General features: G+C 46.1%; 7 protein-coding genes. 1 reads left to right on the top strand and 6 read right to left on the bottom strand.

Annotated elements, in window-relative coordinates; translation table 11 throughout:
• Window positions 1-184: 184 nt before the first annotated feature.
• From BEL04_RS11780 to BEL04_RS11770, 3 genes are all read right to left on the bottom strand, one after another.
• Complete coding sequence (locus BEL04_RS11780; protein ID WP_066004006.1) at window positions 185-1,543, bottom strand: polysaccharide lyase 6 family protein; 1,359 nt, start codon at window positions 1,541-1,543, stop codon at window positions 185-187.
• A gap of 20 nt (window positions 1,544-1,563) precedes the next feature.
• Window positions 1,564-3,987 (bottom strand): glycoside hydrolase family 3 N-terminal domain-containing protein, encoded by a 2,424-nt coding sequence (locus BEL04_RS11775; protein WP_083227895.1) that lies wholly within the window; start codon window positions 3,985-3,987, stop codon window positions 1,564-1,566.
• Between the two features lie 146 nt (window positions 3,988-4,133).
• Window positions 4,134-6,302 carry an alpha-galactosidase gene (locus BEL04_RS11770; protein WP_254659565.1) on the bottom strand — a complete coding sequence of 723 codons (2,169 nt, stop codon included), beginning with the start codon at window positions 6,300-6,302 and terminating at the stop codon, window positions 4,134-4,136.
• 221 nt (window positions 6,303-6,523) lie between these two features.
• Between BEL04_RS11770 and BEL04_RS11765 the strand changes: the two genes are divergently transcribed.
• Window positions 6,524-7,777, top strand: a complete 1,254-nt coding sequence (locus BEL04_RS11765; RefSeq protein ID WP_083227894.1) for an MFS transporter — start codon at window positions 6,524-6,526, stop codon at window positions 7,775-7,777.
• Window positions 7,778-7,883: 106 nt separating this feature from the next.
• Here the strand turns inward: BEL04_RS11765 and BEL04_RS11760 are convergent, their stop codons facing one another.
• The 3 genes from BEL04_RS11760 to BEL04_RS11750 all read right to left on the bottom strand — a co-directional run bounded on the left by BEL04_RS11760 (window position 7,884) and on the right by BEL04_RS11750 (window position 13,556).
• Window positions 7,884-11,021 (bottom strand): efflux RND transporter permease subunit, encoded by a 3,138-nt coding sequence (locus BEL04_RS11760; protein ID WP_066004001.1) that lies wholly within the window; start codon window positions 11,019-11,021, stop codon window positions 7,884-7,886.
• A gap of 131 nt (window positions 11,022-11,152) precedes the next feature.
• Entirely contained in the window at window positions 11,153-12,250 is a 1,098-nt protein-coding gene (locus BEL04_RS11755) for an efflux RND transporter periplasmic adaptor subunit (RefSeq protein ID WP_066003999.1), read from the bottom strand.
• 34 nt (window positions 12,251-12,284) lie between these two features.
• Window positions 12,285-13,556, bottom strand: coding sequence for a TolC family protein (locus BEL04_RS11750; protein ID WP_066003996.1), 1,272 nt, complete (start codon window positions 13,554-13,556; stop codon window positions 12,285-12,287).
• Window positions 13,557-13,617: the final 61 nt, after the last annotated feature.

Genomic DNA, 13,617 nt, shown 5'->3' with positions numbered 1-13,617 from the left:
TGCAAGTACCTAATTATTTAATTAAGCCCATTGCTTGGTATTGGCAAATTATTCAGCTATTTTGACAATAAATGGTTTAACGCCTATAAAACTGTGGTTATTACACTTAATGGCCATTATCCCGGGTTGTAAACAGCCCGCGATTTCTGACCCGCTTTAAATACAATTGGTTTGGGTTTATTGTTTATTTAGGAGCCTTATATCCAACATCGGCAGCGGTCAAAATATAGCCGGCTGTGCCATTGGTATTGCTTTCTATCCTGCCATTCGTGGTAACCTTAACCAGTGGGTAGTAAAGTTTAGCTTCTACACCTGCCGGAGCATAATATCCGCCTGCCGACCGGGTAAGTTTAGGATCGGCTTGCGTAAAACCTTCTGTCGGTATGGCGCCAGCATTTTTTACATTAAATAAAACATTACCGCTCCACTTGGCATCAGGATACGGACCGGTTATCGTTGCTGCAGGGCCGCCGCCTTGTATAATATTATTACTAAATGTGGTGGATGTTGCGCCCATGCCGTTGGTACGCTGGGTCATGACATAGTTTTCGGGATTATTGACCAGGATATTATAGGATATCACTACCCGGTCGGGTCTGTCGTGAGCAGTTAGTTGGGCGCCGTCGGCAACCTCACCATCGCCGTTGCCTATAGTTATGGCCGGCTTACAGTTTTCAAAGTAATTTCCCACAATAAAATGGTCGTCGCCAAAAATGCGCAGGCCCGGTGTGTTGATAAAGTAGTTACCATAAACGACGGATTTATTACCGTGCCTCAGGGTAAATTGTGCAGGGCAATTGCGGATGGTATTGTAACGCAAGGTAACGCCAGATGCTTTTACTGAGATCAGCTCATTTTCGCCGGCACACTGCTCGAACAGATTATACTCTACAACGCTGTTACTGGTCGATAGGCTAAAACCGCTTAATCCGAACTGTAAGGTTTCGGCACCATTTTTACCGCCCTGGCTTACATAGTTATTAAAATAATTATGATGGATGCTTAACCTTTCGGCGATTTGCTTGCCCGTTCCGCGGATAGCCAGGAAACGCCCCATCGCATTTTTATTCTGAAAAGTGTTATGATCTATCTCGTGATCGCTGCCGGCTATGGTGAGGTCCTCACCGTCGCCGCTGTTTTCAAAAATATTCTGTGTCCAGCGGCAAAACCTGCTGCCCCCAGCTGTTTTAGCTTTGGATGATTTGTGCGTAAACTTAAACCCTTTAATGGTAACATATGCCGCACCGCTTGCCAGGTTAAAACCGCCGTTACCATTAATTTCGGCATTACCGATAGTTTCGGCGCAGATGATGATCGGGTTTTCTTTTGTCCCTTTCCGGTCGATCGTAATATCTGCTGTGGTATAATATACGCCGTTGGCTAATATCACTACATCGCCTGCTTTGGCATTATTGATAGCACTTTGCAAAGCATCAATTGATGCTACCTTAACGGTATCGGCAAACGCAGCGGTACACAGCCACAAAACAGCCGCTATACATAAGCTTACTTTTTTAGTTAATGGGGAAGTTCTCGGGTTCATGGTTTTATAATGGATAACTGTTAATCAGTAATGGTGAATTGTTTTTTAAGGCGGATATCTTCGGACGAACTGCCCATGCGCACCTCAAAAGCGCCAGGTTCAACAACCCAGTTCATATTCTTATCAAATAGCGAAAGATCATCGGGGTGCAGGGTGAATTTTACAGTTTTGGTTTCACCAGGCGCTAACGAGACGCGCTCAAAACCGCGCAGTTGTGTATCGTAGGTTACTACACTGCTCACCATGTCTTTTAAATACAGTTGTACCACTTCGTCGCCTTTAACTTTGCCGGTATTTTGAATGGTTACGCCAACCTGTATATCACTTGTTTTATGCCCGTCGCAGTTGATGGTTAAATTGCTGTACGAAAATGTGGTATAGCTTAAGCCGAAGCCAAAGGGATATAAAGCTCCATTTACACTGGTTTTGCCATAGCCGTTTGGCCCCTGGCTGGGCTGGTTAGCCTGCGAATTTGGTTTAAACGGAAAATTAAATTCGATCTGGCCTGTTGTTTTAGGGAAGGTTATAGATAGTTTACCGCCCGGGTTATAATCGCCAAAAATACTTTCGGCAATAGCCTGTGCACCGGCATTATTCGGGAACCAGGCTTCAATGATGCCGTCAACATAACGGTTTGCCCAATTGATAGTTAAAGGTTGCCCGTTGATAAGCACCAGCAAAACAGGCTTACCGGTAGCTTTTAAGGCTTCCAGTAATTTCTCCTGCCGGCCAGGCAGATCAAGCCCCGTGCGCGATTTAGCTTCGCCAACCTGGTCTTCATCTTCACCCAGAACGGCTATCACTACATCCGATTGTTTGGCCTGCTGTACTGCGTCATCAATACCTCTTTGTTCATCGGTAGTTAGTGGTGTATTAATGATCTCGCTTTCAGGCCAGGTGGCATCAACCACATTGCAACCTTTGGCGTAGCTCACCTGTGCACGATTGCCCACGTAGTTTTTAATACCATCAAGCACGGTCGGTGTTGCGATATTCGACGGGCCATAACGGCTGATCAGGTACCTGGTAGCAGTAGCCAGCGGACCGGCAACCAAAATTTTGCCTGTTTTTTTAATGTCAAGCGGTAAAAAATTATGATCGTTTTTGAGCAACACAATAGATTGCCTTGCCATATCCACCACAAAATCTTTGGTCTTTTTAGGATCAATGATCTCGTCGGCTTTTTTCGGGTCGGCAACATAGGGCTGATCGAACAATCCCAGTTTGAACTTAACCCGCAGCACATCGGAAACGCGGCTATCCAGCGTTTTCATCGATACCTTGCCTTCCTTAACCAACTCGCGCAATGGGTTAATAAAAGCACCCGGCATGGTAAAATGGGTGCGAACGTTCAACCCCGCTTCAAACGCCTGCCTTACCGCATCTTTAGCGTCAGTTGCCACATGGTACTTAGTGTAGATAAACTCTACCGCCTCACTATCCGAAACAACATAGCCTGTAAAACCAAATTTCTCTCGCAGCAGCTCAGTTAAAAAGTAATAGCTGCCTGTTACCGGCACACCATCCCAATCGTTATAACTGCTCATAATGCCCAGGGGATGCGCTTCCTGGATCACCCGCCTGAAAGGGTACAGAAATATCGACTGCATTTCGCGCGGCGCAACATGCGGATCAGTACGCGCGTTACCATCACGCCCGCCTTTGGGCACGCTGTAAACTGCAAAATGCTTTACCGTTGCAGCTACATGCTGATCCTGGATGCCCAGGGTCATCTGTTTGCCCAGTTCGGCGATCAGGAAAGGGTCTTCGCCATAAGTTTCAACCACGCGGCCCCAGCGTTGGTCGCGCGACGGGTCGAGGATAGGCGCATACACATTGGTATAACCCAGGGCTTTTGCTTCACGGCCAACGATCATCCCACCCTCATAAACCAGGCTTTTGTTCCAGGTGCTGCCAATAGCAATGGGCGATGGCAGCGGTGTGGCCCTATCGTGGTTAAGGCCGTGCACGCCCTCGTTGCTAAAATCAACAGGAATGCCCAGGCGGGTTTCTTCAACAAACCATTTTTGTATGGCATTGATAGCTTCGGCGTGGCGGCTGTACGGGTAGGAGTATTTGGTGTCCGATTTTGGATGATACGCCAGTCCGTTGAGTTCTTCGTCAATATTGGCTATGCCGTCTTTCCATATCTCGTTCTTCCATTCGGGCGTAGGCATTTCATCCTTCAATACGCGGCCGTAGCCGTAAAGCGTGGCTGTCTGGCAGGTCTTTTCTTCAACGGTCATCTGCGAGAGCAGATCGGCTACCCGGGCGTCTGTCGGTTGCGATGGATCTTCAAACACATCCATTTTGCCATTCTTGTTAAAATCTATCCATCCTTTATGGTAAATAGATTTTTGCTGTGCGCTTACATCAGTGCCCATCAGCACAATGCAACTTACAACCAGGCTGATATGTTTAAAATCCCTGCGGAAAAAGTCCATGTAAATATTCAATAATTGGTTACAACATAGTTTACGGATAAACTCCATGCAGCTACGTCAAAAGTAGGTTTATAAGCGCCGCAATATTATGGCTTATCAGCTAATAACTAACGGTTATTTACATGCAATGTAACGTTAACCTTTCATTATTGCTGAGTGATCTCGATAACATTGCTGGTTTGAGGTAGGATCTTACCCGCCGACAGATTCAGGCCTACGGTCATCAAATAATCGCCGCTGTATACTTTGCCGCTATCGTTAAAGTTCGATTTGATGCCGTCCATCATATTGGTTTCTTCAACCTTGTAGTTCTTTTGAGGGTCGAGGCCCTGCAATTTTACGGTGTTAAATTGCGCTTTGTAACGCACATTTAAAAAGTAGTTAAACAGTACGGCCTTGCTTTTGGTATCGTTAACATACATTAAAACAGCACGGTCTTCGTCGTAAGGCGATATCAAACGGTACAGGTCGCCGTACCAGATCACATTATTTAAGCGGTTATAGTTTTTGATGGCCTGTTTGCTGAATTGCACTTCGGCATCGCTCATTTTTTTTACGTTGATATCGTAACCCAAACGGCCCATCATGGCTACATCGGTGCGGTATTTGATGGATGCAGTTTTGCTCCATTGGGTAACGTGTGCCGATATGGTGATAGACGGGAAAAAGTTGGAATAACCCCACTGGATGAACACTCTTTCGAGCGGGTCGGTGTTATCGCTCGGCCAAAATTCGGTGAAGTATTTAAGCGCGCCGTATTCGGTACGGCCACCACCACCCGAGCATAGCATCATGAGCAAATGCGGGTATTTGGCCCTTACTTTATCCAGAACATGATAAAGCCCCAGCGTATAATCAACATACACCTGCGATTGTTTATCCTTTAAATATGGCGAATAGGTATTGCTCATAGTTCTGTTGCAATCCCATTTAATATAGGCGATGCCCGGGTTATTGGTCATCATGTTATCTACAATGCTGTAAACATAATCCTGCACCTTAGGGTTTGTCAGGTCGAGCACTAATTGATTACGCTGGTAGTTTTCGTCGCGGTTAGGCAGTTTCAGTATCCAGTCGGGATGTTTTTCGTACAGTTCGCTTTTAGGGTTTACCATTTCGGGCTCGAGCCAGATGCCGAACTTAATGCCTTTGGTTTCGGCCTGCTTTACCAGGTACTCCACCTTATGTGGTAGCTTGGCTTTATTTTCTTCCCAATCGCCCAGGCCGGCTTTATCGTTATCGCGGGGGTATTTGTTGGCAAACCAACCATCGTCTAATAAAAACAGGTCGACACCCAGCTTGGTCGCATCATCAAACAAAGCTACCAATTCGTTTTCATCAAACTTAAAGCCGGTGTTCTCCCAGTTGTTTAATAAAGTCATGCGTGGTTTGGTACCGTCGGTAATACCGTACTCACGCGCCCATTTGTGCAGGTTGCGGCTTGCCTGCCCTTTGCCCTGGTTGCTATAGGTAAAAATAAAGGCGGGTGTGGTAAAGGTTTTGCCCGCATCCAGGTGATATTCGGATGCCACCGGGTTAATGCCCGATATCACCCTGAGCGAGTTATGCTCATCCATCTCAAACTGGAATTGGAAATTACCCGTCCAGGCCAGCGAACCTGCTACCACTTCGCCGTTGGTTTCATCGGCCTGCTTGTTCAGCGCAAGCATAAACAAAGGCGCTTCGTACATATCGGCACGGGTACCCAGTTTACTGTCGATGATCTTGTTGCCGGTAGTCAGCTCGTCTTCCTGCATCTTCATTTCCCAGGCCCAATCGCCATGGTAATGGGTAAGCCAGTATTTTTTTGCATCAAAATGCAACATGGCCGAGGCGTAATTGGTCAGTAACAATGGCGTTTTCTCATCGTGTTTGATCTCCGTCCATGCTTTGATCACATCTTCTTTATCAAATGCCTGATAGTGCAAAGCTACCTCAACCGGGTATTTCGGATCTTTTAAATTGATGACCGTTTCGGTAGCATCATCACCGCTATGACTGGATATTGTATTAATGTATTTAAGCTCTAACGACGGGTTGCCATCAGCATGCGTAACTTTAATGGCCGGCTCAAACTGGTCTTCCATCCCGCCGGTAATATAGGCCTCGTGTTTGGTGCTGTTCAATTGCGCGTAATCGGCAGTATTGAGCAGGCGCTTCCCAAAGTACGATTGGTAAACCCTGCCACTCTTACCAATGGTCAATACCAGTGAAACATGCCGGGTTTGCACTATAATTTGTTTATCGTTTTGCGCATAAGCACTAACAGAACAAAAAAGCAGTATGGCAACTGCGCTCTTTTTCAGGATCATCATACAATAAAGGTTTTAGCCGGTTTATAGCTGGGATTGGTTATTACGGGCATAAAAGTAACGCAAATTAAGTATAGCGGGTAGCCTTTTTATTTAATTGTTCGGGGTACAATTAAAACCATTTTAGTTAACACAACACTCAGCTATATTGACATGCTATTCAGCCTAATTGGATTTAAACAATTTGATGTAAATCCGTCGCCAGTTTAAATTTTGACAGAGAGATGTCGCTGAAAAGCATCCGCATTTTATCAATTATCATCAGTTTTGTGCCATTTATGAAAGACAAAAATTCGGGCATAGCCATCATTTTAGCTTTTGCCCTTTTACCTTTATCCGGTTTCGCAACCGACATTTACATCCCTTCACTACCTGCCATGGCAGGTGCTTTAAGAGTAAACAGCGTTGATGTGCAGCTAACCCTAAGCCTGTTTTTGATCAGCTACGGCGCATCGCAACTATTTGTGGGCAGCTTTTTGGATAGCTTTGGCCGATACAAAGCCAGCCTGGGCGCTTTATTGATTTTTGCTGCAGCAAGCGTAATCATAGCAACCACCCGCAACCTGTACCTTATCTACCTGATGCGGATCATTCACGGCTTTACTGTCGGTACCATAGTAGTAGCTAAACGCGCTTATTTTGTGGATCTGTTTACCGGCGACAAACTCAAGCATTATTTAAGTTTGTTTTCCATCATCTGGTCGGCCGGGCCTATCGTGGCACCGTTCATCGGTGGTTATCTCGAAAACGTCTTCGGCTGGCAATCGAGCTTTTATTTTTTAGGAGGCTTTGCCTTTGTGATGGCCGTGTTGGAGTACTTCTTCAGCGGCGAAACACTGGTTAAGCCAACGGCATTCCAGCTCAAAAATATCCTCAACATTTATAAAACGATGATCAGCACGGCAACCTTTACCCTGGGCATTGTAATGCTGGGGCTGGCTTACGGCATGGTGATGGTTTATAACATGACGGGGCCTTTCATCATCGAGCACCACCTGAACCTTTCGCCGGTAACGGCCGGCTACAGCTCGCTCATTTTAGGCTTCGCCTGGATGACGGGCGGCTTTATCGGTAAGGCGACCATTAATAAACCGTTCTATAAACGTTTAGTGGCTAACCTTGGGCTACAAACCTTTTTTGTTACTACCATGATCGTTAGCCTGCAGTTTGTGAGCAACTTGTATTCATTGATATTTTTTGCTTTTGCTATCCATGTATCTACCGGCTTTACTTTCAATAATTATTTCACCTTTTGTTTGGCTAAGTTCCCACAAAACGCGGGTATTGCCGGCGGACTGACCGGTGGCATGGCTTACGTTATCATTTCGTTTTTAAGCTACGGGGTTGTGAACATCTTTCCCGCAAAGGATGAGCGTAACCTGAGCTACAGCTACCTGGTGTTTATTATTATCTCAATATTGGTGATGCTGACTATCTATCAGTTCAGGAAGAGGGAGCGGCAGATCGCCCTCAAATAAAAAAGCCCCCAAGCCTCGCGCTCGGGGGACTTCTCCCGGGTTCATCGAATGGATGTGATGAAACCCTATCTAAACAATTAAGGGAAGGGCGTATTTACGATGTTTTTCAGGTGTGTATTGCTCCTATCTTCTTTAATAGTTTACGGTTTTCGCGGCGGTGTATCAGCCTGTGCACCAGTGCGTATATTACAGGTAGTATCAGTAAGGTTAATATGGTGGATGTTACCAAACCACCTATTACCACAATAGCCAGTGGTTTTTGCGTTTCGCTGCCTATGCCGGTTGATATGGCCGCAGGCATCAGGCCAATGGCCGCCATCAGGGCCGTCATCACCACCGGGCGCACGCGCGATATCACACCATCCAATATGGCCTGGTCGAGCAGCATGCCTGCCTCGATATTTTTGCGGAACACGGATATGAGGATCACCCCGTTCTGGATACAAACCCCGAACAGCGCAATAAAACCTATACCGGCCGAAATGCTGAAGTTGATGCCAGTAATATGCAGTGCCAGGATACCGCCGATGAGCGCGAAGGGAACATTTAGTATTACCAGCGAAGCATCCTTAACATTACCGAATGTGATGAACAGGATCAAAAAGATAACCAGCAAGCAAACAGGCACTACCCGCGATAATGTTTTTGATGCCCGTATCTGGTTCTCAAACTCGCCGTTCCATACAAACGAGTAGCCCTGATCGAGCTTAACAGCTTCGTTTACCTTTTGCTGGCACTCGGCAATGGTGCTGCCCAAGTCGCGGCCACGAACCGAGAATTTTACAGCAATATAGCGGGTATTGTTATCCCGGTAAATAAATGCCGGGCCGGTGAGTATGCGGATATCGGCAATCTCTTTGATAGCGATCTTTGAACCGTTAAGCGTAGGCACCATCAGGTTTTCGATCTTTTCCTGCGTATCCCTGAACTGCTTCTGATACCGTATACGGATATCAAAGCGGCGCTCACCCTCATACAGTTCGGTAGCGGCCTTACCGCCTATCGCCATCTCGATAACCGCATTGGCATCGGCCGTGCTTACACCATAAAGGGCCATCTTACGCTGATCGAGCTCTATCCTGAACTCGGGTTGCCCTAAGTTTCTGAAACAACCCAGATCCTCAACCCCGCGGATATTCTTCATCACCTTAAGCACATCGTTGGCCTTTTTGTCGAGCACATCAAAATCGGGCCCGAATATTTTAATCGCCATCGAAGCGTTAACCCCGGCAACAGCTTCCTCCACATTATCACGTATCGGTTGCGAATAGTTGAATACCGCACCTGGGATCTTTTTCAGCTGGGTATCCATCTGGGAAATCAGTTCATCCTCGGTCAACCCTTTAGGCCATTCTTTTTTATTTTTAAGATCAACCTGTATCTGCACGTTTAAAAAACCTTTAGGGTCGGTACCATCGTTGGTGCGGCCCACCTGCGACAGGGTTTGCTTTACCTCGGGATATTTGCCCAGTATCTGCATCATTTTTTGGCAAATACTTACCGACTCGTTAAGCGACACGCTCATCGGCAACTCGGCTTCAACCCATAAGGCGCCCTCGTTCAGATCGGGTAAAAACTCGGTACCCAAAAATTTGGCCGAGAAAAAGGTGAGCACCATAAATATTACAGCCACCAAGATGCTTGCTTTCGGGAACTTGTATGTGTAGGTAAACATGCGGCGAATGCCATTCTCAAAAAAGTTAACCACAACGTTATGCTTTTCGCGAACGTTTTTACGTAGTAAGATGCTCGATAAAGCTGGCACCAATGTCAAAGTAAATATCAAGGCTCCCAACAAGGCAAAACCCAGGGTATAAGCCAACGGCGAAAACATTTTCCCCTCAACCTTTTGGAAGGCGAAGATGGGTATCAAACAGGTAATGATAATAAGCTTGGAGAAGAAGATAGCCTTACCCATTTCGGCACCAACGTTTTTAAACAGGCCCAGTTTGGCCAGTTTATTAAACTTATCCATACCAACTTCTTTGGCGCGATGATCGAGCGCGACGAATATGCCTTCGACCATCACCACCGCACCATCGATAATGATCCCAAAATCCACAGCGCCCATCGAAAGCAGGTTAGCACTCATGCCCTTGATACGCATACAGAAGAAAGCGAACAGCAACGATAGCGGGATAATGATGGCAACGGTAAGCGTAGTGCGCCAGTCGGCCATAAACAAAAACACGATGACCGTTACCAGCACAATCCCTTCCAGCAGGTTATGGATCACCGTTTCTGTACAAAAATCCATCAGGTTGGTACGGTCGTAAAAGGTATCGATCTTTACATCTTTAGGCAGGATGCTCTCGTTCAGTTCTCTCACCTTATTGCGCACGGCAGTCAGCACTTCGGCCGGGTTTTCGCCTTTGCGCATTACGATAATGCCCTCTATTACATCATTCTGCTTATCGCGACCAACCTGCCCCAGGCGCGGCAGGCCCGACTCTTTGATATCGGCAACGTCCTTAGCCAGTATAGGTACGTTGTTTACATTTTTAATGATGATGTTTTGTATCTCATTAATATCATTGATCAAACCAATGCCCCGCACTACATAGGCCTGATCATTCTTTTCGATCACATCGCCGCCTACGTTAATATTGCTGCGGTTAATGGCATTGTAAACATCGAGCGAAGTGAGCCCGTATTTTTGCAGCAAGGCCGGGTTAACGCTTACCTCGTAATCTTTTTCTTCGCCGCCAAAGCTGTTCACATCGGCTACGCCAGGTACCGATTTAAACTGGCGATCGAGCACCCAATCCTGTATGGCGGTCAGCTCGTGTAACGACTTGGTTTTGCTTTTCAACGTATAGCGATAGATCTCGCCTGTAGGGCCGTAAGGCGGTTCGATCTCGGGTTTTACACCATCGGGCAAGTCGGCGTTTGCCAAACGGCTCAGTACCTGTTGGCGGGCAAAGGCATCGTCAACATCATCATCAAAAATGATGCGGGTGTACGATAAGCCAAAGGCCGAAGTGGTGCGCAGATTTGATTTTTTTTGTACCGAGTTCAACACCGTTTCTATCGGGATGGTGATAAATTTCTCCACCTCTTCGGCGCTGCGGCCCGGCCATTGGGCAATAATGATGATCTGGGTGTTGGTTACATCAGGAAAGGTTTCGATAGGCGTATTGCTGTAGCTCCATACACCTATCACCACCAAAATAGCGGTCATAAAAAACACAAAGTAGCGGTGCCTTAACGAAAAGTAGATTATATTTTTAATGAATTTATTCATTGTTGTTTAGTCGTTTGTCAATGGTCATTGGTCGGTTGGTCGCAGTAAGTATTCATCGGAAAGTTGTGAGTGATATAATGGGCATTCTCTCTATTTACCCTTCTACCCATTCACCGCTCACAACTCACCAATTAATCTCCTGTTATTTCATCATACAAAAGCAACTGGTTTTTGGATACTACCTTGTCGCCCGGCTTTAAACCCGAAGCGATATAGGTTACATCGTCTACCGTTTTGATGATACTTACCTCGCGTACTTTCAGATCGCATTTATCATTGTAAACCACTACATAATTTTTGCTACTGTCGAACACTATCGCCTTGGCAGGTACCGAAACCGACTCCGACTTTTCGTTGTTGGTGATGGTTACGTTGGTAAACATCTGCGGCTTTAACAACATATCGGGGTTGGGCAGAACGATCTTGATCTTCATTACTTTGTTATCAGGGTCGAGCACCGAACTAACCTCGTTCACCTTACCGGTAAACACCTTGCCGGGATAAGCAATGGTAGTTACGCTGGCAGTGTATCCCGCTTTTACTTTGCTGATATCCGATTCGAATACGTTGGCCCATATCCACACATCTTTCATGTCTGAGATAGTGAACATGCTGCCGTTGTTATCCTGGCGGATGAAGCTGCCGGCAGTAATATTTTTTTCGACCACATAACCGCTTTGCGGCGCTTTGATGATGAGCATACCGTTGGCGCTGGTATTGCCGCCGCCGTTGATAGACAATGCCGATTTAACCTTGTTGTTTGCAGCCACGGCCTTATTGTAGTTTTCTTTGGCTTCGGTAAAATCGCGCTCGCTGGCGATGCCGTTTTTGTACAGGTACTCGGCCTGTTCTAACTGGCGTTTGGTTACCGATACATCCGACTGGGTCGACGACAGATCGGTATAATTACCGGCTACATCGGCACTGCGCATAATAGCCAGGGTTTGGCCTTTGGAAACCTTATCGCCAAGCGATACCTTCACATCCAACACCTGCCCGCTGCTGAACGGGAACACTTTGACTACGTTGTTATCATCGTTGGATACCTCACCCGAAAGGATAAGCTCGTCCTTCATCGTAGTAGTTTTAGCCGTATCGATGGTGATCATCTTAGCCATCGAATCGCTTACGCAAACCTGTGTGTTTACAGTAGCTTCCTGTTTTTTGTCTTTGCAAGCTACCAGTAACATTAGCGTGCAAAGGCCGGTAACATATATTTCTCTCTTCATTATCGTGTATTCTCGTGTGTTAGTACTTGGGATATTATGGTTTTATTACGGGTGCACCAACGGCAAAATCAAGGTCGGCTACGGCTTTTTGCAGGTTATATTGCTGCTGAAACATCTGTAGTTTGGTGTCTTTATACGAGTCGAAGAAATCGATAAACTCCACCAAACTTATCTGCCGCTCTTTAAAGCTTTTCATCATATTTTTAAACAGTGTATCGTACTGATCGTTAAACTGTTGTTGCTGCGTTGAAAACAGTTGCTGGTTCAATTTATATTCGTTAATGGCGGCAACAACATCGTTTTTCAGATGCGCTTCGTTATCTTTTACCGTGTTCTCCTGGCTCATCATGCTGTATTTGGCCGATTTGATATTGCCCTGGTTGCGGTTGAAGAATGGCAGCGGCAGGCCGATCTGCAAACCATAATAGTTTTGCGCGTAGCTGCTGTTCTTATCATACGATGCACCGATGGTTACATCGGGCACGGCCATAGCCTTTTGCAGATCGAGGTTATGCTGTGCCGACACCAGTTGCGCCTGGTTCGACAGGTAATCGGGGCGGTTTGTTTTGGCCTGTTCGATCAGTGCGGCGATATCGAGCGTAGCGTTTTTGTTTGGTACGGTATTGATCTGCGGGGCAATGAAAGTGGTTTCCTTTGCCTGGATGAGGGTTTTCAACTCAGTTTGCAGGTCGTTGATCTGTTTGCTGTTTTCAAGCATATCGTTCTGCAAGCCGAACAGCAGGGCTTTCAGGCGGATCAGGTCCCTCATCGAGGTATTACCTGCATCGTACGATTTCTGAATGGCATTAACCAGGTTAGTGGCCGATTCGATCTCGTTTTGATAGACCTTGTTCTGATCGATTAGCGTGGCCAATTGGCTGAAATCTAATTGCAGATTATAACGCAGGTTACGCATCAGATCGTTAAACTCGGCCTCCTGTACTTTAACGTTATCTTTAGCTACCTGTACCTGTTTGCCGCGTTTGCCTGCAGTGGTGAAAACCTGGCTTAACTGCACATAAACCTGCCCCAGGGTAGCATCATGATAAAAAAACTTATTACTGCCGCTATCGTGGATGTTTTGATCCGTACTTAAAACCGGGTTATCCCATAGTTTAGCCTGATCTACAAGTGCTTTGGTTGATTCGATATTATATTTTTGAGCGAGCAACTGGAAGTTATTCTGAAGAAACTGCTTCTCAGCATCCTGGAAAGTCATTCGTAATGTATCGGTTTGGGCATTAGCCGTACCCAAGGGAATAATCAATAAAAATGGTAAAAGCCCCTGCACAAATTTTAACCGCATAGTATGTATTCAATTTTGGATGGTCAAAATTAAATGGCGGTTTAAGGCGCGAGATTAGAAC

It is taken from the genome of Mucilaginibacter sp. PPCGB 2223 (assembly GCF_001705515.1).
In the GTDB taxonomy this organism is placed as follows: domain Bacteria; phylum Bacteroidota; class Bacteroidia; order Sphingobacteriales; family Sphingobacteriaceae; genus Mucilaginibacter.
The sequence above is the reverse complement of the archived record's forward strand: the minus strand, read 5'-3'. Positions and strand labels throughout refer to the sequence as shown.

Bases quoted from the DNA above. Each gene is read 5' to 3' on its own strand.
- BEL04_RS11780 (WP_066004006.1), bottom strand. From the start codon at position 1,543: ATGAACCCGAGAACTTCCCCATTAACTAAAAAAGTAAGCTTATGTATA.
- BEL04_RS11775 (WP_083227895.1), bottom strand. From the start codon at position 3,987: ATGGACTTTTTCCGCAGGGATTTTAAACATATCAGCCTGGTTGTAAGT.
- BEL04_RS11770 (WP_254659565.1), bottom strand. From the start codon at position 6,302: ATGATGATCCTGAAAAAGAGCGCAGTTGCCATACTGCTTTTTTGTTCT.
- BEL04_RS11765 (WP_083227894.1), top strand. From the start codon at position 6,524: ATGTCGCTGAAAAGCATCCGCATTTTATCAATTATCATCAGTTTTGTG.
- BEL04_RS11760 (WP_066004001.1), bottom strand. From the start codon at position 11,021: ATGAATAAATTCATTAAAAATATAATCTACTTTTCGTTAAGGCACCGC.
- BEL04_RS11755 (WP_066003999.1), bottom strand. From the start codon at position 12,250: ATGAAGAGAGAAATATATGTTACCGGCCTTTGCACGCTAATGTTACTG.
- BEL04_RS11750 (WP_066003996.1), bottom strand. From the start codon at position 13,556: ATGCGGTTAAAATTTGTGCAGGGGCTTTTACCATTTTTATTGATTATT.